The organism is Achromobacter animicus (assembly GCF_040775605.1).
Taxonomy (GTDB): domain Bacteria; phylum Pseudomonadota; class Gammaproteobacteria; order Burkholderiales; family Burkholderiaceae_B; genus Achromobacter; species Achromobacter animicus.
Window position 1 is genome coordinate 5,440,540 of sequence record NZ_JAYGJK010000001.1, and the last position, 20,922, is coordinate 5,461,461.

17 protein-coding genes, 1 tRNA gene and 1 pseudogene are annotated in these 20,922 nt (G+C 64.2%); 11 read left to right on the forward strand and 8 right to left on the reverse strand.

Features of this window, described 5'->3' with window-relative positions:
• Positions 1–17 precede the first annotated feature (17 nt).
• A complete protein-coding gene (locus AB3147_RS24860; RefSeq protein WP_367353250.1) occupies positions 18–923 on the reverse strand; it encodes a LysR family transcriptional regulator in 906 nt (301 codons plus the stop codon).
• A gap of 186 nt (positions 924–1,109) precedes the next feature.
• Between AB3147_RS24860 and AB3147_RS24865 the strand changes: the two are divergent.
• A pseudogene (locus AB3147_RS24865) lies at positions 1,110–1,835 on the forward strand (SDR family NAD(P)-dependent oxidoreductase); the annotation flags it as partial.
• Positions 1,836–2,388: 553 nt separating this feature from the next.
• Here the strand turns inward: AB3147_RS24865 and AB3147_RS24870 are convergent.
• The 6 genes from AB3147_RS24870 to AB3147_RS24895 form a co-directional block, all read right to left on the reverse strand.
• Complete coding sequence (locus tag AB3147_RS24870) at positions 2,389–3,474, reverse strand: type I restriction endonuclease (RefSeq protein WP_367353251.1); 1,086 nt, start codon at positions 3,472–3,474, stop codon at positions 2,389–2,391.
• Between the two features lie 777 nt (positions 3,475–4,251).
• Positions 4,252–4,325 (reverse strand) — tRNA-Gly (locus tag AB3147_RS24875).
• Between the two features lie 112 nt (positions 4,326–4,437).
• Entirely contained in the window at positions 4,438–5,424 is a 987-nt protein-coding gene (locus AB3147_RS24880) for a Bug family tripartite tricarboxylate transporter substrate binding protein (protein WP_367353252.1), read from the reverse strand.
• Positions 5,425–5,499: 75 nt separating this feature from the next.
• A complete protein-coding gene (locus AB3147_RS24885) occupies positions 5,500–6,453 on the reverse strand; it encodes a hydroxymethylglutaryl-CoA lyase (RefSeq protein WP_367353253.1) in 954 nt (317 codons plus the stop codon).
• On the reverse strand, positions 6,450–7,643 hold the full coding sequence (locus AB3147_RS24890) for a CaiB/BaiF CoA transferase family protein (RefSeq protein WP_367353254.1): 1,194 nt from the start codon (positions 7,641–7,643) through the stop codon (positions 6,450–6,452). Before AB3147_RS24890 ends, AB3147_RS24885 begins: the two co-directional genes overlap by 4 nt.
• Before the next feature lie 121 nt (positions 7,644–7,764).
• Complete coding sequence (locus tag AB3147_RS24895) at positions 7,765–8,661, reverse strand: LysR substrate-binding domain-containing protein (protein WP_175122360.1); 897 nt, start codon at positions 8,659–8,661, stop codon at positions 7,765–7,767.
• Positions 8,662–8,788: 127 nt separating this feature from the next.
• On the opposite strand from AB3147_RS24895, the gene trmB reads away from it, so the two are divergent.
• From trmB to lysM, 4 genes are all read left to right on the forward strand, one after another.
• The gene (trmB, locus tag AB3147_RS24900) at positions 8,789–9,637 is read left to right on the forward strand and encodes a tRNA (guanosine(46)-N7)-methyltransferase TrmB (protein ID WP_367353255.1); all 849 of its coding nucleotides are present in this window, start codon (positions 8,789–8,791) and stop codon (positions 9,635–9,637) included.
• Positions 9,637–10,578 carry a prolyl aminopeptidase gene (pip, locus tag AB3147_RS24905; RefSeq protein ID WP_367353256.1) on the forward strand — a complete coding sequence of 314 codons (942 nt, stop codon included), beginning with the start codon at positions 9,637–9,639 and terminating at the stop codon, positions 10,576–10,578. Before trmB ends, pip begins: the two co-directional genes overlap by 1 nt.
• 11 nt (positions 10,579–10,589) lie before the next feature.
• Positions 10,590–10,790 carry a sulfur carrier protein ThiS gene (thiS, locus tag AB3147_RS24910; RefSeq protein ID WP_056559414.1) on the forward strand — a complete coding sequence of 67 codons (201 nt, stop codon included), beginning with the start codon at positions 10,590–10,592 and terminating at the stop codon, positions 10,788–10,790.
• Between the two features lie 303 nt (positions 10,791–11,093).
• On the forward strand, positions 11,094–11,540 hold the full coding sequence (gene lysM, locus AB3147_RS24915) for a peptidoglycan-binding protein LysM (RefSeq protein ID WP_175137914.1): 447 nt from the start codon (positions 11,094–11,096) through the stop codon (positions 11,538–11,540).
• 129 nt (positions 11,541–11,669) lie between these two features.
• Here the strand turns inward: lysM and ffh are convergent, their stop codons facing one another.
• Positions 11,670–13,076 (reverse strand): signal recognition particle protein, encoded by a 1,407-nt coding sequence (gene ffh, locus AB3147_RS24920; RefSeq protein ID WP_056559422.1) that lies wholly within the window; start codon positions 13,074–13,076, stop codon positions 11,670–11,672.
• A gap of 106 nt (positions 13,077–13,182) precedes the next feature.
• On the opposite strand from ffh, the gene AB3147_RS24925 reads away from it, so the two are divergent.
• From AB3147_RS24925 to AB3147_RS24950, 6 genes are all read left to right on the forward strand, one after another.
• Positions 13,183–14,025: a cytochrome C assembly family protein gene (locus tag AB3147_RS24925; RefSeq protein ID WP_175122358.1), complete on the forward strand. Its 843-nt coding sequence runs from the start codon at positions 13,183–13,185 to the stop codon at positions 14,023–14,025.
• A gap of 1 nt (position 14,026) precedes the next feature.
• Complete coding sequence (locus AB3147_RS24930; protein ID WP_286890451.1) at positions 14,027–14,293, forward strand: PP0621 family protein; 267 nt, start codon at positions 14,027–14,029, stop codon at positions 14,291–14,293.
• A 12-nt stretch (positions 14,294–14,305) separates the two neighbouring features.
• Positions 14,306–14,884: a 1,6-anhydro-N-acetylmuramyl-L-alanine amidase AmpD gene (gene ampD / locus AB3147_RS24935; RefSeq protein WP_367353257.1), complete on the forward strand. Its 579-nt coding sequence runs from the start codon at positions 14,306–14,308 to the stop codon at positions 14,882–14,884.
• A gap of 18 nt (positions 14,885–14,902) precedes the next feature.
• Positions 14,903–15,526: a glutathione S-transferase family protein gene (locus AB3147_RS24940; protein WP_175122355.1), complete on the forward strand. Its 624-nt coding sequence runs from the start codon at positions 14,903–14,905 to the stop codon at positions 15,524–15,526.
• Between the two features lie 344 nt (positions 15,527–15,870).
• Complete coding sequence (locus tag AB3147_RS24945; RefSeq protein ID WP_367353258.1) at positions 15,871–17,892, forward strand: hybrid sensor histidine kinase/response regulator; 2,022 nt, start codon at positions 15,871–15,873, stop codon at positions 17,890–17,892.
• 266 nt (positions 17,893–18,158) lie between these two features.
• Positions 18,159–20,759: a type VI secretion system Vgr family protein gene (locus AB3147_RS24950; protein ID WP_367353259.1), complete on the forward strand. Its 2,601-nt coding sequence runs from the start codon at positions 18,159–18,161 to the stop codon at positions 20,757–20,759.
• Positions 20,760–20,922: the final 163 nt, after the last annotated feature.

Genomic DNA, 20,922 nt, shown 5'->3' on the forward strand with positions numbered 1-20,922 from the left:
CTACCAGCACCTGCCCTTCATCCTTTGAGCCGCGCGGGCAGATTCGCCACGAGCCAATCAATGAACACGCGCAGCCGATGCGTCACATGGCGGTTATGCGGGTACACCACATGAAACGGATAAGGCTGGGGCCGCCACGGTTTCAGAATCTCGACGAGCGCGCCGCTTTGCAACGCGGGGCCCGCCGCATAGGTGAACGTCTGAACGATCCCCAGGCCCGCCAGCGCCGCCGCCAGATGCGCGTTGCTTTCATTGACGCCGACGCGATGCTCGACCTTGACCTTCGTCTTTTCCCCATCGCGCTCAAAGCGGAACGGAAAGGCGCGGCCGTTCTGCGGCGACAGGTAGCTGACCAGCTTGTGGCCGTTCTTCAACTCATCCGGATAGGCAGGCGTGCCGAACTGTTTGAGGTATCCCGGTGTGGCGCAGGTGATCAGATCGGCGGTGCCGATCTGCCGCGCCACCAGCGAAGAGTCGTCGAGCGGTCCGCCGCGGATCACGCAGTCGACGTTGTCGCTGATCAGATTGACGGGGCGGTCTGACACCCCGAAGTCGATCCGGATGTCGGGATAGCGCGTCAGAAAATCGGAGATCGCGGGGATCAGCACGTCGCTCGCGGTGGAGCCCCCCACGTCGATGCGCAGGTGTCCTTTCGGCTTGCCTTGCACAGCATTGAACGACCCGTCGATGTCTTCCAGGTCGCGTACGATGCGCAACGCTTTCTCGTAATACTCGCGTCCTTCCGGCGTGACCGTGACGCGCCGCGTCGTCCGTTGCAGCAGGCGCACGCCAAGGTGCGCCTCCAGGTCCTGCACGATCTTGCTCAGCGTGGCGTTCGGCATATCCAACGAGTCCGCCGCCCGCGTGAAACTGCCCGCCTCCACCACGCGCGCAAACCCGCGAATCGCTGTCAATTGATCCATGCCGAAGACTCCTAGAGATCACGCGATTATCCACAAACATGCATAGTCGTTTCAATTCTTCCGGGGTTATCCGTTATCTCGTCGGGCCAAATGAATCTTCATGCCCCGTCAGCCACGTCACGAAACACGGAAATCTTCGCGGGCCGCTTGGCAGACTTCCGCCCCAGTAAGGACATGGAGCTCTTCATGAATGAGCACCTCGACGGCAAGATCGCCCTCGTCACCGGCGGCACCACCAGCATCGGCTTGGCGGCCGCCGAGGAAGTGGCCGCGCAAGGCGCACGCGTCTTCATCAACGGCCGCCAGGCCGAACTCGACGCCACCGTGGCCAGCATCGGCAGCGCAGCAACCGGCATCCTCGCCGACGCGTCGGTACCGAGCGACCTGGACATCGTCTACGCCCAAATCGCCAAAAGCGCCGGCAAGCTCGACATCCTGTTCGCCAACGCAGGCTGCGGCGACAAGATGCCTCCAGGCGCGATCACCGAGGAACACTTCGACCGCATCTTCGGCACGAACGTGCGCGGCACCTTGTTCACCGTGCAAAAGGCGCTGCCGCTGCTGGTCGTTGGCGCGTCGGCGATCCTGACGCCATGCACCGTGCCGATTCAAGCGGTCGCGAATTTCAGTGTGTATAACGCCAGCAAGGCGGCGGTGAGCAACTTCGCGCGCTAGTGGGCGCTGGATCTGCAGCCACGCGGTATCCGCGTGAATGTCGTCAATCCTCGGCCGATCCGCACGCCGGAATTGACCGGCTAGTTAGCGACGAAGCACGCCAGGGACTGTTCGGACATCTGGCGGCGCAGGTGCCGCCAGGCCGCATGGGCGAGCCGCAAGAGATCGGCAGGGGGGTGTTTCTGGCTTCGTGCGGCCAGCTTCGTCACTGGGATTGAACTCTTCGTGGATGGGGGATGGCGCAGATGTGAGATTTGGCGAGGGGTGCCGTTGCGTACTGATGGATCGGGAAATCGCAGCAATTCGAACCACAACTCACGTCAGACAACCGTGTGCAAACTGACACTCCCCCTGAGGGAAAAATAAGGCCTTAAATTACGCCTCTTAACGGTACCCACTTCCCCGCTGGGTGCCGGCCTTCCCCGTATAGGGGTTTAAATTCCCTTTTGTGGACCAGTTGTTGTTCGCCGACCCATCAGGCATGGACCTTTGGTGGGGAGCAACGTACGACCCGTCGCGTCGCGTATAACCTTCTACGGAGGTGCTATTCCAGTTTGAACCGGTTCCATAACTCGGCATAGGAGTTCGCGGAACGGAGGGCGTCGAATACCCCGATCCACGCTGCTGGCCGCTTCCATAGCTATTTCCCCCGTAGTACTGTGCCGATACGGCCCCGGCAAAAGGTATTGCAACCACTGCAAGAACAATACGAAGAATGGAGCGCATACGTCCTTCCCACATTGAGGTTTATGAGGTCACACAATCCAACACTTCTGACTCGCTCTTTAACCTACGCTGCCGCATCTGCCCCGTAAAAACCGACCGTCTTCCTAAGCGCATCGGAAAATTCGTAAATTTCGTCTACCGATGAAATCGGGTGTCGAGTTTCGCTTTTATTCTCGTCAAAAATACCGACATACTTTTGACTACGGTTGAAATGCAAGCGACAGATCGGCTTTCTATTGTTATCGTCCAGCAAGATTCCCATATAGCTTTGCGTATCGCGCTGAACCACGCGCTTGACATCAATGACGGATCGCACAATAGCTTTCACGACGTGATAACCCTCAATTTCTTCTAGCGTCGTCGTGATCGAGCCTTCTGCGGTATCGGCAATTTCCTCGGCTTCCGGGGTATCCGCTACAACAGCAGAAATCGCGTTGTTGCTCATAGCTGATTTCAAACGCTCATTGATCTGGTCGTTCAGAAATTGACTTAATGCACGCTTTGTCAACACGGAGAACTGATCACGTACTCGCTGAGTTATCACTCCGTCGTAGACGCGCAATGCAAAGAGCTTAACAAAGTCTTCTTCGGGCGCGACAAACTGATTGGCGACAACCTTCTTAATTTGGCTTAGATACTTCAGTTCACCCGCGGCATTGATCACGGACTCCAAATCAAAAGCGCCTTTAGTCAGCTTTTTAATCTCGGGAACCACGTAGTCGTCGATATCAAGCAGATCGAGCTCCAAAAACGGCTTTTGATCCATCTTGTTGGGCGCGTCGAGATCGGTGAAGAACTGGTAGGTCTGACCGTTGGTGAGAATTGAGACGCGCGCGGTGGTTACGTGGAAATAACGGAACAACTGCGAAGCGTGATTAATATGCAGAGGCTCACCGAATTTTTTGCATTCAATTAATATTTGAATTTGAGAATTCAGCAGAATTGCATAATCGACTTTTTCGCCTTTCTTAGTGCCTACATCGGAGATGAACTCTGGTGTGACCTCATTGGGGTCGAAGACGTCGTAGCCCAAGATATTGTGAATAAATGGCATCACCAATGCGTTCTTCGTGGCCTCCTCAGTCTTGATCGCCGGGCCTTGCTGGCGAATTTTCTCTGAAATGCCCCTCAGTTTCTCCATCAACTCCATGCTGTGCTCCGGTAAATGAACAAGCTTCCACTCACAAAGACGTAACCGTGGTCAGACTTCGGCCTTAGTGGAACCAACCTGACTCGTGCAAGGCAACTTGCACCGCCGCGGAAGCTCTCCGCGTCTCTCAAGCGACTCCGCGCGTACCGCGATTCTTGGCCACAAGCAGCCGCAATACGACGTGCTACGAATGTAACTCGATACTACTTCAATCGCGGAGCGCCGGCAAAGAGATTTGCAGCCAAGTTTGTTTGAACACCTACTGGAGGCCAGTGGTGTCAATGACGTCGCGCCACCCCCTGCGCAAGTATTTCTACCTACAAGAGAAAACCCAAGGTCGCGATTGCGGACCGTAGGTTGTCTCGATCCCGGTTGGAAAGATTAAATCTCGGAGGCGAGATCGATACAGATCCTGTATTACCCCGAGCGTCGCTCGAGTCCCGAGTGCCCGGAGGCATATGTTGATCTCCTCCCGCGAGGAAACGGTGCCACGGAGGAACCCGCCGACTTTACGATCAGCCCAAAACCGAGACTTCTTTGACTGAATGAACTAAAGGGCTTGATCGCCAATCCGCTATACGGGCCATAGTGTTCAATCGCAGCAGTCGCGATCTAAAAAATAGAGCCAGCAAAGACGGCGGAGATGAAGGTTTCGGCCACCAAACCGCTAGACGCGTCTTTGGCGAGCGAGCGCACTCGTATTCACACCTGAGGGGAGTATTCCCGACTAGTAGCGGTGCGAAAACGAAAGCGTCGCCAATTGGCCATGTAGATTTCTGGAGCGGGTGAAGGGAATCGAACCCTCGTATGAAGCTTGGGAAGCTGCCGTTCTACCATTGAACTACACCCGCTCGGGTGTCGTGCCGCGGCCGTGGGCCGGGCAGAGCCGCGATTATAGCGCGGGTTTTTTCGGTCGGGGCGGGTCAAGAAAACCCGCCCGCTTCGACCAAAAACCCGCCGATATCAGTTCGCCGTGATGTTGGCGGCCTTCACCACCTTGCCCCAGCGGTCCAGTTCGGTCTGCGTGTAGGCGCCCAGTTCCTTCGGCCCCATGAAGATCGCCTCGGCGCCCTGCTCGGCCGCCTTCTTGCGGAACTCGTCGGTCTTCATGATTTTCTGGATCTCGCCCGCGATCTTGTCGACGACCGGCGCGGGCGTGTCCTTGGGAGCGTACATGGCGAACCACGACGACACGATCAGGTCGGGGTAGCCGGCTTCGGCGGCCGTGGGCACGTCGGGCAGCGACGGCAAGCGGGCATTGCCCGTGACCGCCAGCGGGCGCAGCTTGCCTGCGGCGATCTGGCCCAGCAGCGGCGGCGGCGTGGTGATCGTCATGTCGACAGCGCCGCCCAGCAAGTCATTCAGCGCGGGGCCGGTGCCCTTGTACGGGATGTGCGTGATCTGCGTGCCGGCCATCTGGTTGAGCAGTTCCGTGGCGACCTGCTGCAGCGAACCGTTGCCCGACGACGCGTAGTTCAGCTTGCCCGGGTTGGCCTTGGCGTACGCGACCAGTTCCTTCAGGGACTTGATGGGCAGATCGGGACGCACCACCACGACTTGCGGCGCGGACAGCACGTTGGCGACCGGGGCAAAGTCCTTGATGGGATCCCAGCCGGCGGCGGGCGTCACGTGCGGCGTGATGACCTGAAAGCCCGAGTACTGCAGCAGCAGCGTGTAGCCGTCCGGCTTGGCGCGCGCCACGGCCTGCGCAGCGATGCCGCCGGAGGCGCCGGGCTTGTTCTCGACGACGACGCTCTGGCCCAGCGCCGCACCCAAGGGCTGCGCGATCAGGCGGGCGGCGATATCGGTGGTGCCGCCGGGCGCAGCGGACACGATCAGCGTGACGGGGCGGTTCGGAAAATCGGCCTGTGCGCTGGCGGCGCCGGCGGCGGTGATCAGGGCGAAGGCGGCGCTGACGCGCAGTGCGGTGGGCAGGCGGAAAGAGGCCATGCGTTGTCTCCTGGGTATTGTTTTATCTGTGGGTGGTTCGGGTACCGCAGGTACAGCTTGGAATAGACAGATCAATCAGGCGTCGGCCGGAAACCGTTCGGCCAGCCACGCGGGCGGCGCATGTAAGGCCAGCCTCGGCCCCGCCTGCAGCAATGCGTTGGACAGATCGCGCTGGACCAAACCGGGCAGGCTGCGCACGATGGCCAGCAGCGGCTCCAGCGACACGCCGGTCTCCACGCCCAAACAGTCGAACATGTGGACCAGCTCTTCGGTGTTGACGTTGCCGCTGGCGCCCGGCGCGTAAGGACATCCGCCCAGGCCGCCCGCTGCGGCGTCAAAGCGGGTGATGCCGGTCTGCCAGGCCGCGATGGCGTTGGCCAACGCCATGCCGCGCGTGTTGTGCAGGTGTACGGTCAGCGCGGTGGACGGCAGGCGCGCCGCCGCCTGTTCGCACAGGGCGGCCACTTGTGTCGGAAACGCCATGCCCGTCGTGTCGCACAGCGTGATGCCGGCCGCACCCGCGTCGACCAGACGCGCGGCCAGGTCCAGCACCGTGTCCGCGGGCACGTCGCCGTCGAACGGACAGCCGAACGCGGTCGACAACGACACGTTGCACGGCGCGCCGGCCTTTGCCGCGGCGGCCAGAACCTGCGACAGCTCGGCAAACGACTGGTCGCGCGTCATGCGCAGGTTGGCGCGGTTGTGCGTCTCGCTGCACGACATGACGAGGTTCATCTCGTCGGTGCCGGCCTCCAGCGCGCGTTCCAGCCCGCGCACGTTCGGGACCAGCGCGGTATAAATCACGCCGGGACGGCGGCGGATGCGGCGCATGACGTCGACGGCGTCGGCCAGCGCGGGAATGGCTTTGGGGGACGTGAAGCTGGTGACCTCGATGCGGGCAAAGCCGCAGTCGGACAGCGCGTCCACGAAGGCGACCTTGTCGTCCGTGGACACCAGGGTCTTCTCGATCTGCAGGCCGTCGCGCGGCCCGACCTCGTTGATCTCGATGCGGGCGGGTCCGTGGTTCATGCAATCACTCCCTTGGCGCGCAACTCGGCACGCTGTTCTTCGGTCAGGCCCGCCGACGCCAGCACCGTGTCGGTGTGTTCGCCCAGCGTCGGCGCGCGTTCGCGCACCGCCCCTGGGTTGGACGACAGGTACGGGAAGACGGCGGGCATTTCCACCTGCACGCCCGCCGCGGATTCCATTGAGGTGATGGCGTTGCGGGCGCGGTAGTGCGGATCCTTGGCAATGTCGGCAACGGAATAGATGCGGCCGGCGGGCACGCCGGCTTCCAGCATCGCGGCCAGGACGTCGTCGATCTGCCGTTCCTGCGTCCACGCGCCGATGGCGGCGTCGATCTCTTCCACACGGCGCGCGCGGCCGTCGTTATGCGCCAGCGCCGGGTCCTGTCCCAGGTCGTCGCGGCCGATGCGGGCCATCAGCCGGGTGTAGATGGCGTCGCCGTTGCCCGCGATGAGCACGTAGCCGTCCCGGCACGGGTAGGCGTTGGACGGCGCGATGCCGGGCAGCGACGCGCCGGCGGGCTCACGCACCGCGCCGAACACCGAATACTCGGGCAGCAGGCTCTCGCTCAGGTTGAACAGGCTTTCGTACAGCGCGGTGTCGATCACCTGCCCCACGCCACCGCGCGCATCGCGTTGATACAGCGCCAGCATCACGCCCAGCGCGCCATGCAGGCCGGCGATGGTGTCGCCCAGCGACAGGCCGGCGCGCACCGGCGCGCGGCCGGGCTCGCCGTTGAGGTAGCGCAGGCCCGCCATGGCTTCGCCGATCGCGGCAAAGCCGGGTTCGCGCGCCTTGGGACCGGTCTGGCCGTAGCCCGAGATGCGCAACATGATCAGCCGGGGATTCAGTTCGTGCAGGGCTTCCCACGACAAGCCCCATTTTTCCAGCGTGCCGGGGCGGAAATTCTCGATCAGCACGTCGGCCTCGCGCGCCAGCATGCGCACGATGTCCTGGCCTTCCTGCTGGCGCAGGTCCACGCAGACCGACTGCTTGTTGCGCGATTGTGCCTCCCACCACACCGAGGTGCCCTCGTGCAGCAGACGCCACTTACGCAACGGATCGCCCTGGCCTGGCGGCTCGATCTTGATGACCTGCGCGCCAAAGTCCGCCAGCGTCTTGGCCGCAAAAGGCCCCGCGATGAGTTGTCCCAGTTCCAGCACACGAATGCCGGCAAGAATCTGCCCTGCCATATCGCCTCCTAGGCGCGTCTTACGGTAGTGATGGACGGCAGTGTGCGCGCAAAGCGCCGGGGAGCGGAATGGACAATCGGGGAAAGGGGCATTCCCGGAACGAGAAACCCCGGGCTAACCCTCAGCCCTCGCCGCGCAGGTGGGCCAGCAGCAGGCGCGCGGCCACGGTCAGGGTGTCGGCGTCGCGCACGCCCAGAAGCAGCCAGCGGCGCGCCCACTCGTCGGTCAGCGGAATCAGCCGGATCGGCATGGACCGCGCGTGCGGCTCGGCGGCGATGCGCGGCAGGATGCCCACGCCACGCGTGGCCGCGACCATGCGGCAGATGGCGTCAAAACTGCGCACCTGGATGCGCAGCCGCATCGCCCGGCCCATCCGGCCGCTTTCTTCCGACAGCCGGGTCGCCAGCGACGTCGCGGGCGGCAGGCCGACGTAGTCGTAGGCCAGCGTGTCCGCAAAGGCGACCTGCGGCTCCGCGGCCAACGGATGGCGCTGCGGCACGATAAGCACCAGCTCGTCCAGACGATAGGGAAAGGTGGCAAGACCGTCTGCCAGCGTGCGGTCGGCAAAGACGCCGATGTCCGCGCGGTTCTCCAGCACGGCGGTGACGATGTCGCTGCTGTTCTGCTCTTCCAGGTCGATGCGCACGGCAGGATGCTCGTCCATGAAGGCGGCCAGGTCCTCGGGCAGGAACTGGGTCAGCGACGAGGTGTTGGCGGCAATGCGCACCTGGCCTCGCACGCCCTGCGCAAAGTCGGACAGCGCACCGGCCATCTGCTCGACTTCCTGCAGCACCCGCAGCGCGTGCACCAGACACGCCTGCCCGGCGTCGGTCAGCTCCACCCCAGCGGCATTGCGAAACAGCAGGGGCGAACCCAACGCGGCTTCCAGGTCGGAAATGCGCTTGCTGGCCGCGCCCACCGCCAGATGCGACTGGCGCGCGCCGGCCGAGATGCTTCCCTGGCGCGCAACAGAAACAAACAGGGCAAGCGTGACGAGGTCGATCCGGGCAAAGTTCATGACAAAGGACTACGGCGCAGGGAAACCGGGCTGAAACTATAGCCGCAGGCGTCCGGAATAAATATGTCCCTGTTTTAGTCCCTATGACCGGCTCCGCGCGGGCAGGCCTGCCACTACAATCCCGCCTATGAATACGAACAACCCCGCGAACAACGCCACGAACACCCCTGCGGAAACCCCCGCAGACGCGCCCGCCAAGCCGGGCGTGAGTCCTTCCGCCTCGCCCGCCGCCCACGCCGCGCCCGCCCCCGTTTCCCCGGAAACCCAGGCCGCGCTGGCCAGCGCCGCGTATGCGCCCAACAGCCCGGGCGCCGCGCACATCCGCAGCTTCGTCCATCGCCGCGGCCACATCACGCAGGGCCAGCTGGCGGCGCTGGAGCGCCTGATGGGCCAATGGTCCATCCCGTACGCTCCCCGCCGCCTGGATCCGGCCGCCGCCTTCGGACGGCAGGCCCCGACGGTACTGGAGATCGGCTTCGGCATGGGTGAAACCACCGAAAAGATCGCGCTGGCCCGGCCTGGCGACAACTTCCTGGGCGTGGAAGTGTTCAACGCCGGCGTCGGATCGCTGCTGCGCCGCATCGAAGACTCCAGCATCCAGAACCTGCGCATCATCCAGCACGATGCCGTTGAAGTGGTGCGCGACATGATCGCCCCCGACTCCCTGGCCGGCGTGCACATCTACTTTCCGGATCCGTGGCCCAAGAAGCGCCATCACAAGCGCCGCCTGATCCAGCCTACGTTCATCTCGCTGCTGGCCAGCCGCATCGCGCCCGGCGGCTACATCCACTGCGCCACCGACTGGGAAGACTACGCGGTGCAGATGCTGGAAGTGCTGAGCGGCGAACCGCTTCTGAAAAACACCGTCGACGGCTATGCGCCGCGACCCGACTACCGCCCCCTCACCAAATTCGAGACACGCGGCCTGCGCCTGGGCCACGGTGTCTGGGACCTGATCTTCAAGCGAGCCGCCTGATGCTCTATCCGCCGATCGAACCCTACCGCCAAGGCATGCTGGACACCGGAGACGGTCACCAGATCTATTGGGAAATGTGCGGCAACCCCAACGGCAAGCCCGCCGTCTTCCTGCATGGCGGGCCCGGCAGCGGCTGCTCGCCCGTGCACCGGCAGGTGTTCGATCCGCAACGCTACAACGTGCTGCTCTTTGATCAGCGTGGCTGCGGTCGATCGCATCCGCACGCCAGCCTGGACAACAACACCACGTGGCATCTGGTCGCCGACATCGAGCGACTGCGCACCGAAGTCATGGGCGCCGAGAAGTGGCTGGTGTTTGGCGGATCCTGGGGGTCGACGCTGGCGCTGGCCTATTCCGAGACGCACCCGGCCCACACCAGCGAACTGGTGCTGCGCGGCATCTTCGGCCTGCGCCGCGCCGAGATCCAATGGTTCTACCAGGAAGGCGCATCGTGGCTGTTTCCGGACCGCTGGGAAGAATACCTGGCGCCGATCCCCGAGGCCGAACGCGGCGACCTGGTCACCGCGTACCACAAGCGGCTGACGGGCAACGACCCCGCCGAGCAACTGCGCGCCGCCAAGGCCTGGAGCAAATGGGAAGACAGCACCATCACGCTGCTGCCCAGCCCGCGCCATCAGCAAAGCCACGCCGCGGACCGCGCGGCGCTGGCCTTTGCGCGCATCGAGAACCACTATTTCTTCAACGCCGGCTTCATGGAAGAAGGCCAGTTGATCCGCGACGCGCAGAAGCTGCGCGGCATCCCCGGCACCATCGTCCAGGGCCGCTACGACGTCTGCACGCCCGCGCGCACCGCGTGGGACCTGCACCGCGCATGGCCGGAAGCGCAGTTTCACCTGGTGCCCGATGCCGGCCACGCCTTCGACGAACCCGGCACGCTGGCGCGCCTGATCGCCGCCACCGACGCCTACGCCAAACAGTGAGGAGTCCTGACATGCACATCACCCTGAACGGAGACGCCCGCGAGTTCCCGCTGGACACCACGGTCAACGAATTGCTCGAAACGCTGGGCTATGCCGGCAAGCGCGTGGCCGTCGAACGCAACGGCGAAATCGTGCCCAAGAGCCAGCACGCGCAGACGGCGCTGTCGGACGGCGACCAGATCGAGATCGTGGTCGCGGTGGGCGGCGGCTGAACTACGGTCACCGCAGCGCTCCGGCGCCGCATCGCGACACCCCATTTAAGGCCGCTGAAACCCAGCGGCCTTTTTGCATGCCGCCCTACGCACGAGGAGGCTTACGCCCCCAGATACCAACGTCCCGCCAAGATGCCAGCATTGTTGCGTAGTCTGGCAAGAGGCTAGCAACCTGTTACACCACAACCCCTCGTCGTAGGGCAAATGTGCGAGTCATAATCGTTTCTATCGCGCCGCCTTCAACCGGACAGGCGCCTTCGAGAGCACAGGTTTTCTCACCGCAATATTGATAAAGGAAACGCTATGGGTCTGCTCAATTTCATCAAGGACGTTGGAGAAAAACTCTTCGGCGCCAGCGAGGCCAAGGCCGCGACGGCAGAGGAATTGAAGAAAGAGCTGGATAAGCACGGCCTGAACGCGGATGGCCTGCAAATCACGGTGGACGGCGACAAGGTCACGGTCGCGGGCCAGGCGTTGAGCACGGAAGACGCCGAGAAGATTTCGCTTGCGCTGGGCAACACCGTCGGCGTGGCCGCGGTGGACAATCAGCTGCAGGTCAAGCAGGCTGCGCCCGAAGCCAAGATGTACACCGTGCAAAAGGGCGACAACCTGTGGAAGATCGCCGAAGCGCAATACGGCAAGGGCCAGGGCGCCAAGAACACCCTGATCTTCGAAGCCAACAAGCCCATGCTCACCAGCCCCGACAAGATCTACCCGGGCCAAGTGCTGCGCATCCCGCCGCTGTCGTAAGCGGCACCGAATTCAAACAAACCGGAGGACACCCATGCGTTCTCCGGCTTGTGTCGCGGCGCGGCGCCCCCTGCCTGCCGCGATTGCTTGGCCAGACGCAATGTCTGGCCATTTTTTTGACTGCGGGTCCTACTTCATTCCGAAGCGGCCCAGCCCTTTCATGCCACCCATGGCGCGCATCATCTTGGCCATGCCGCCCTTTTTCATCTGCTTCATCATGCCCTGCATCTGCTCAAACTGAGCCAGCAGACGATTGACCTCCTGAACCGGCACGCCGGAGCCGGCGGCGATGCGGCGCTTGCGCGAGGCCTTGATCAGTTCGGGCTTGGCGCGTTCGGCGGCCGTCATCGAATTCAGGATGCCTTCCGTGCGGCGCAACTGCTTTTCCGCCTGGCCGCCTTGCAACTGCCCGGCGGCCTGCTGAAACTGAGCCGGCAGCTTTTCCAGCAGCGAGCCCATGTCGCCCAGCTTCTTGACCTGACCGAGCTGATCGCGGAAGTCGTTCAGGTCGAACTTGTTGCCCGACTTGATCTTGGACGCAAGCTTCTGCGCTTCGGCGATGTCGATGTTCTTTTGCGCCTGCTCGACGAGCGAGACGATGTCGCCCATGCCCAGCACGCGCTGCGCCATGCGGTCGGGGTAGAACGGCTCGAGGCCATCCAGTTTTTCCGACACGCCGACAAACTTGAGCGGCTTGCCGGTGACGTGGCGTACCGACAGGGCCGCGCCGCCGCGGGCGTCGCCGTCCAGCTTGGTCAGGACGACGCCGGTCAGGGGCAGCGCGTCGGCAAAGGCGCGCGCGGTATTGACCGCATCCTGGCCCTGCATCGCGTCCACCACGAACAGCGTTTCCACCGGCTTGACCAGGTCATGCAGCGCGCGGATCTCGCGCATCATGGCCTCGTCGATGCCCAGGCGGCCGGCCGTGTCCAGGATCAGCACGTCGTAATGATGGCGGCGGGCGTGGTCAACCGCGCCGCGCGCGATGTCTTCGGGCTTCTGGCTGGGATCGGACGGCAGGAAATCCACACCGACCTGCGCGGCCACGCTCTTCAACTGGTCGATAGCGGCCGGACGGTACACGTCGGCGGACACCACCAGCACCTTTTTCTTGCCGGTCTTGCGGCCGTGCTGCGTGTGCTGCCCTTCGCTGAGCCAGCGCGCCAGCTTGCCGGTGGTGGTGGTCTTGCCGGCGCCCTGCAGGCCCGCCATCAGGATCACGGCGGGCGGCTGGACGGCCAGCGACAGTTCGTTGGCGTCGGCGCCCAGGTCGCCGCCCATGAGGGCAGTCAGTTCCTTGTTGACGACGCCGACGAGCGCCTGGCCCGGGCTGAGGCTGCCGGCGACTTCTTCGCCCAGCGCCTTTTCCTTCACCCGCGCGACAAAGTCGCGAACGACCGGCAGCGCGACGTCGGCTTCCAGCAGCGCCATGCGCACTTCGCGCAGCATCTCCTGCGTGTTGGCCTCGGTCAGGCGGGCTTCCCCGCGCAGCGTCTTGACGACGCGCGACAGGCGTTGAGTTAGGTTATCGAGCATGAGAGGCGTTTCCGCTTAAACTAGTTGATTGAACGGTGGCCGCAGGCGCGGATTCTGCGCTTTCGGGTGACGCGCACCCCAAGGCCCCATCCAGACAACGGTTTCTATGTCACTCGGCATTGTATTTCACACAGCGGCTGCCTTGGCGTACGCGGTGCTAGGGGGATCGCTTTGGATCCGCCTGGCCGGCGCCGGGGAAGTGGAACAGACCGGCAGAATCGCCCGTCTGTGCCTGCTGGGCGCCCTGGTTCTCCATGGAATCGGGCTGCAACAATCGATGCTGGGATCCCAGCATCTTTTCATTGGATGGGCGCTGGCCCTGTCCGCCGCCATCTGGCTGGGCATGGTGGTGTTCTGGCTGGAAAGCCTGCTGGTACGCATCGACGGCCTGCAATTGCTGCTGTTGCCCGCCGCCGCCATCGCCAGCGGCCTTGCCGCCATCTTCCCGCAGGGGCAGTTCGTGCCCCATGCCGACGATCCCTGGCTGCGCGTGCACCTCTTGATCGCCCTGGCGGCCTACGGTCTGATCACCATCGCCGCCTTGCACGCCATGATGATGGCCCTGCTGGACCGCCACCTGCACCGTCCCCTGGACGCCCCCGCCGAACGCAGCATCATCGGGCGCGTGCTCGATTCGCAGCCGCCGCTGCTGGTGCAGGAGCAACTGCTTTTCCGCATCATCTGGATCGGCTTTGTCGTGCTGACGCTGGCGGTGGGCTCGGGCTCGGTCGCCTCCCTGAAGCTGACCGGCAAGATCCTGCCGTTCGACCACAAAACTGTCTTCACCCTGCTGTCCTGGCTGACCTTCGGCGTGCTGCTGGCCGGCCGGCATATCTGGGGCTGGCGCGGCCGCGTCGCGCTGCGCTGGACCCTGACGGGTTTTGGTTTTTTGATTCTGGCCTACACCGGCAGCCGGTTCGTGCTGGAAATGATTCTGCATCGAGGCTGACGTGGGCAAGTTGCTGTTCTGGATCGTTCTGATCATCCTGGTTCTGTTTGTCGCCCGCATTGCCGGCCGCATGGCCGCGCAGCGCCAGGCCGACGCACAAGGCGGGCAGAAGAAAAAGGCGCAGGGCGCGCAGCCCCCGCCCGCCATCGAATCCATGGTGCGCTGCGCCCATTGCGGCATCCATCTGCCCCGCTCCGAGGCCCTGCTGCAGGACGGCCAGACCTGGTGCAGCCCCGACCACGCCCGCCTGGGTCCGGCCAAACGCTGACCGTCTCTCTCTATGCCTTTGTTCCTGGATCGACATGGCTGGCTGGCGCCGGCGCCGGGCATTAGCCTGATGCGGTCGCCCAACTGCGACGCGCGCCCCGCGGGCGAGCAGGTCTCGCTTCTGGTCGTGCACAACATCAGCCTGCCGCCAGGCCAATTTGGCGGACCTGAGGTCGCAGGCCTCTTCCTGAATACGCTCGATTACCGCTCGCATCCCTGGCTGGAACGCCTGCGCGGCCTGCGCGTGTCGGCGCACTTTTTCATCCGCCGCGACGGCCGCATCGTGCAATTCGTCTCGACGGACCGGCGTGCCTGGCACGCGGGCGTGTCGCGCTTTGCCGGCCGCGAGCGTTGCAACGATTTTTCCATCGGCATTGAACTGGAAGGCACGGACACGCTGCCCTACACTGGCGAACAGTACGCGTCGCTGCGCCGGCTCACCCACACCCTGCGCGCGCGCTATCCCCTGGTTGCCGCCCAGGGACACGAACATATCGCCCCGGGGCGCAAGACCGATCCCGGGCCGGCATTCGACTGGCCGCGCTTCGGGCGCGACAGCGGCTTTGCGCGGCGGCACCTGCCGCCGGCCTGACCCTTAGAAGGATTGGCTATGTTGAAGATCTGGGGACGCCTGACCTCCGTCAACGTTCAGAAAGTGATGCTGGCCGTACGCGAGCTGGCCCTGCCGCACACCTTTGTCCAGGCCGGCGGCCCGTTCGGCGTGGTCGACACCGCCGATTACGCGGCCAAGCTCAATCCCAACCGCCTCGTCCCCGTCATCGACGACGGCGGCTTCATCTTGTGGGAATCCAACGCCATCGTCCGCTACCTGGCGGCGCGCTACGGCGTGGGTACGCTGTGGCCCGAGGACGTCTGCCTGCGCGCCGATGCGGACCGCTGGATGGACTGGCAGGCGACCGAATGGCAGCCGGCCATGGGGCCGGCCTTTCTGGGCCTGATCCGCACCCCGGAAGACAAGCGTGACAAGGCCGCCATCGAAAATTCGATCAAACGCTCCAACGCCCGTGCGCTGATCCTGGACCAGGCCCTGCAAGGCCGCGAGTTCATCGCCGGGCGTCACCTCACCATGGGCGACATCGCGCTTGTCGCCGCCGCGCACCGCTGGCTGGCCCTGCCCATCGAGCGGCCCGACACGCCCGCGCTGTCCGCGTGGTATCGGCGCGTCATGATGCGCCCCGCCCCGCAAGGCGTCCTGACCCTGCCGCTGGAGTAACCGGACTGGGGCCGTCACGCCCCGCCACAACCGGGACAAATTGCAACATTCCTTCTGCGCGATTCGTGCAATTATTTGAAGCCTCTGAGGCGCCTTGGCTCTTGCCTTGAGCGCCTCGTTTCAATCCCCCGCCCTGCCGGGGGACGGCCGCCGCCAAGGCGTCGCAAGAAGAGGAGATGCACTTGACCCACGAGCCGCCAGATTCCGCGAGCCAAGCTGCCCTGGACCAAGAACAGCGGCAGCTTCTGCTCCTTGTCGCTTCGGGGGCCCCCACGGGGTCATGCCTGGAAGCGCTTACCGAAGCCGTCTGCCGCCTGGCGCCCGGCAGCCGGGCATGCGTCCTGTTGACCGGCTCCGATCGCGTCACCGTCGGCGACGCCTATTCCACCCATCTCCCCGCCTCGATCGCCTGCCCCCTGCGCGGCCTGCCGATCCACGAGGCGCTCTTTGCGACGGATGATCCGGCAATCCGGCGGGGCAGCCCCGTCGAGAGCGAAGACATCGAGCAGTCGACGACGTGGGCCGAGTCCTGGCGCACCATCTGCCGCGACAACGGCATCCACGCCTGCCACGCGCGCGCCGCGATGGCGCCCGACGGCACGCCGGTCGGCTGGTTTCTGCTCTGCCTGCCGCAGGTGCGTCATTGCACGCCGTGGGAACAGCGCGTCGCCGAGTTCGGTGCGCTGGCAACCAGCATCGTCGTGGAACGCGACCGCGCCGCGGCAGATCTGCGCAACGAGGTCAACGCGCTATCCCGGTTGCAGGCACTGAGCGCCGAACTTGTCGGCCCCGGCGAATTCGAACCGCTGCTCAAGAAGATCCTGGCCGCCGCCGCCGACATTTCCGGAACGGAAAAGGGCAACATCCAGATCTACGATCCGGCAAAGAACACGCTGCGCATCGCCGTGCACCAGGGCCTGAGCGCGCGCCTGGTCGAACACTTCGCCGAAGACGGCTGGGTCGCAAGCTGCGCCGAAGCCGCCCAGCACCTGGAACGGCTGGTCGTGCCCGATGTCGAGCAACTGACGGATCTGCAAGGCACGCTGGGGCTTGAGATCGTCATGGAAGACAACATCCGGTCGATCCAATGCACGCCGCTACTCAGCCGCAGCGGTCAACTGCTGGGCATGCTCAACAACCATTACCGCTGGCCCGGCGGCCCCACACCCGAAGCCTTGCGCTACATCGACCTGCTGGCGCGGCAGGCCGCCGAACTGTTGGAGCGCCATATCGCGGAATCCGAACTGGCGCGCGAACGGCGGCACAAGGATGAGTTCCTGGCCGTACTGGCCCACGAGCTGCGCAATCCGCTGGCCGCGCTGCGCAACATGCTGGAAGTGCTGAAGCGCGCCGAACGCGACCCCGGCATGACGGCGCGCGCCCGCGAAGTGATGGACCGCCAGTTGCGCCAGCTGGTCCGGCTGGTCGACGACCTGCTCGACGTCAACCGCATCAATCGTGGCAAGCTGGAACTTCGGCTGACCGCCCTCACGCTCGACTCGGTTCTGCAGCATGCCGTCGAGTCGTGCAAGCCGGCCTTGGAACAGCACGGCCACCGGCTGAGACTGGTGCAGCCCGACGCGCAGATCATGCTGCACGGCGACGCCGAACGTCTGACACAGGTCTTCGGCAACCTCCTGTCCAACGCGGCCAAATACACGCCACCCGGCGGCGACATCGAACTCTTCGTCGAGCCAGGCAAGGACAGCGTCGACATCACGGTCCGCGACAACGGATCGGGCATTCCGCCGGATCAGCTCGATCGTATCTTCGAGATGTTCACGCAGGTCGACCGAACGCTGGAACGCGCGCAGGGCGGACTGGGCATCGGCCTGATGCTCGTCAAACGCCTGGTCGAGATGCACGGCGGCACGGTGCGCGCGCACAGCGACGGTCAAGGCAAAGGCAGCGCATTCGTCGTGCGGCTGCCGGTCACAGACATTCAGGAGGTGGCGCCGCAACTCCCTGCCGGCGCGCTGTCGCCGGTGGCAAGCAAGGTGCTCGTTGTCGATGACAACCGCGATGCGGTCGAGTCCCTGGTTGCGGTGCTCGCCATTGAAGGCCACGACGTCACCGCTGCGTACGATGGCGAAGAAGCGATCACCGTGGGCGAGCAGGTCAGGCCGCAAGTGATCCTCATGGACATCGGCATGCCCGGTATGAACGGCCACGAGGCCTGCCGCCACATCCGCACCCTGGACTGGGGCCAGCGCGCAACGATACTCGCGCTTAGTGGTTGGGGGCAGGAAGAAGACCGCCGAGCCTCGATGGAAGCCGGCTTCGACGCGCATCTGGTCAAGCCGGTGGATATGGACGTGTTGCTGGAGATGCTGTCGACCATCGAGCACCGGGGCGGCGCAAGATAGCGTTGCGCGAGGGACAGCACGTCCGCGCCGAACACGCCTCATGCAATGCCACGTTGCAGATCCGGGCCGACACCATCGCGCCCGGCTGTTCCCGCGCGTTTTCAGCGCCCTTGCCGACAAATATAAGAACGGTTCGATACCCAGAAATTGGCCGGTATGACGAAATGGAAGCGCATGCCATGCGAGTCCATTGCAATTCTCCGATTGCGGCGGACGCTTGCCTATAGGCGGACCTGACGCTCACCGTTGCAGGGAAAGGTCTGTCGTTGCGGGAGCACGTCATACCTATCCAATCCGATCTTCGCTTCACGTTCTCCGTCGGCGACGAATCTTTTGAGGTCGTCGAATTCACCCTGCAAGAAGGCCTGTCCGAGACCTTCCTGCTTGAAGTGGAACTGGCCAGCAGCAACGCCGCCATCGACTTCGCCCAGGTGCTGGATCGCGCCGCGCTGCTCACTCTCTGGCATGGCGACACCCCGGCGCGGTACGTGCATGGCGCCGTGTCTTCATTTGTCCAGGGCGACACAGGCTTTCGCCGCACCCGCTATCGCGCAGTCGTCGAGCCGCGGCTGGCGCGCCTGAAACTCAGTGCCGACTGGCGCATCTTTCAGGCCGTCACGGTCCCGCAGATCGCCGAAACGGTGCTCAAAGCGCATGGTCTGACTCAAGACTACGAGCAGCGCAACACCACCGAGCACCAGGCCCGCGAATACTGCGTGCAGGCCGGCGACACCGACTACCACTTCGTCGAGCGCATCATGCGCGAGGAAGGCTTCTTCTATTCCTTCCGCCACAGCCCCGAAGGCCATCGCCTGGTCCACAGCGACCGCCTGTTCATCCATGGCCGCGTGGGCGATGAACCGGTCCAGTACAACCCCACACCCGGCGGGGATCAGCCGCAGCCCGCTCTGTGCCGCTTCGCGTACACCGAAAACGTGCGCACCGCGCGCCAGACGCAGCGCGACTACACCTTCCACCATCCGCAATACGCGCACCAGCACAGCCGCGACGGGCAAGACCTAAACCACCAGGGCCGCCGCTACGAGCGCTACGACTATCCGGCGCGCGCCAAGTTCGACGAAGCCGGCAAGCCCTTTGCCGAGAACCGCCTGCGCGGCCATCGCCGTGATGCGCGCATTGCGCTGGTCGAAGGCGACGATCCCCGCTTGCAGCCGGGCATTTCATTCACGCTGGCCGGTCATCCACGCGAAGACATGAATCGCGGCTGGCGCCCCGTACGCATCGTCCACCGGGGCAGGCAGCACACCAGCCAGGCCGAGGAAAGCGCTGAGGCGCAGTCGGGTACGCATTACCGCTACGAAGCCGAACTGGTGCCGGACGATGCCGAATGGCGCGCCGAGCCGCTGCCCCGGCCTCGCATCGATGGCCCGCAGAACGCCGTGGTGGTCGGTCCACCCAACGAAGAAATCCATACCGACGAATATGGACGCGTGAAGGTCCAGTTTCCCTGGGACCGCGTGGGCAAACATGATGGGTTCAGCTCCTGCTGGATTCGTGTCTCCCAGAACATCGCCGGCGCCACCTGGGGGCACATGGCCATTCCACGCGTCGGCCAGGAAGTCATCGTCTCGTACTTCGACGGCGATCCGGACCAGCCCGTGATCACCGGCCGCGTCTACAACCGCCTGCAGTTGCCGCCCTACGAACTTCCCAAGTTCAAAGACCTCGCAACCGTCAAGAGCAAGGAGCACACGGGCAAGCGGGCCAGCGAACTGCGCCTGGATGACACGCCATCCCAAATCAGCGCCGCCCTGATGAACGATCATGGCGCAAGCCACCTGCACCTGGGTTACCTCACCCATCCGCGTCCGAGTGGCGGCGCGCCGCGCGGCGAAGGCTTCGAACTGCGCACCGACTTGCACGGGACGCTGCGCGCAGCGCAAGGCCTGCTGTTGACCACGGAAGCGCAAGCCAACGCCCAGGGCGGCCAACTCGACCGCGACGAAATCGTGGCCGTCCTGGAGGCAGCTCTACAACTTGCCCGCAGCCTGGGCAACTACGCCAGTGAACATCAAGGAGCCCCGCACGACGCCGAGCCCCGCCGGGACCTGACCGCATTGGTGCGAGATCTGGGCCATGGCGCCAACGACCAGACCCGGGGCACAGGCGAAGGCGCGGCGCCTGTCATGGCGCTCTCCGCCCCCGCCGGCATCGCGGCCGGAACGCCCCTCTCCATCGCGTTGGGCGCGGGCGAGCATCTGGATGCCGTCGCCCACGCAAACCTGCAACTGACAGCCGGTGAACGCGTGGTCGTCAACGCCGGCAATGGCCTGGGCACGTTCGCGCAACGCGGAGACATGCGCCACATCGCGCATACCGGCCAGCTGCTCTTGCAGGCGCAACACAACGCCATCCGTATCGATGCCGACAAGAGCGTGGAGGTTCGCGCCAACAACAACCATGTCACGGTGTCCGCCGAAGAACACATCACCCTGTTGTGCGGCGGCGCCTATATCAAGATGGCGGGCGGCAACATCGAGATGGGCATGCCCGGCGTCTTCACCGTCAAGGCAACGGACCATAACTTGACCGGGCCGGGAACGATGGTGCCCACGCTGGGCCAATTCTCGGGCCGGCCCGGGCAGTTCGAAGAGTTCTTCGTGCTGCGCGACGCCAGCACGAACAAAGCTCTACCGGATCACGCGTACGAGATCGTCCGCGCCAGCGGCGACATCGTGCGTGGACGGACCGACGCGCAAGGCCGTACGCAGGTCATCACCAGCGACGCAAGAGAACTTCTGGAGGCTTCGGCAATACCGGACCCTGACGATCTCTTGCATCTGGACGCCAGCTATTGGGATGGCGGTGGCAGCTATTCGCTGGATTTTCTTCGCAATCCCAACTAGGAGCCAGGCTGAATCATGGCCAACCAAACTGCACGACCCGGGCCGAAGAATCCCGGGGGTAGCACCAGAGGATCCACCAGAGCTGACGCTTCGGGTCAGGTGTTGCCCGTAACTAATCCTCTCGACCTTTGGTATCTGTGCGAGAAGGCGCGCTATGCCAGCG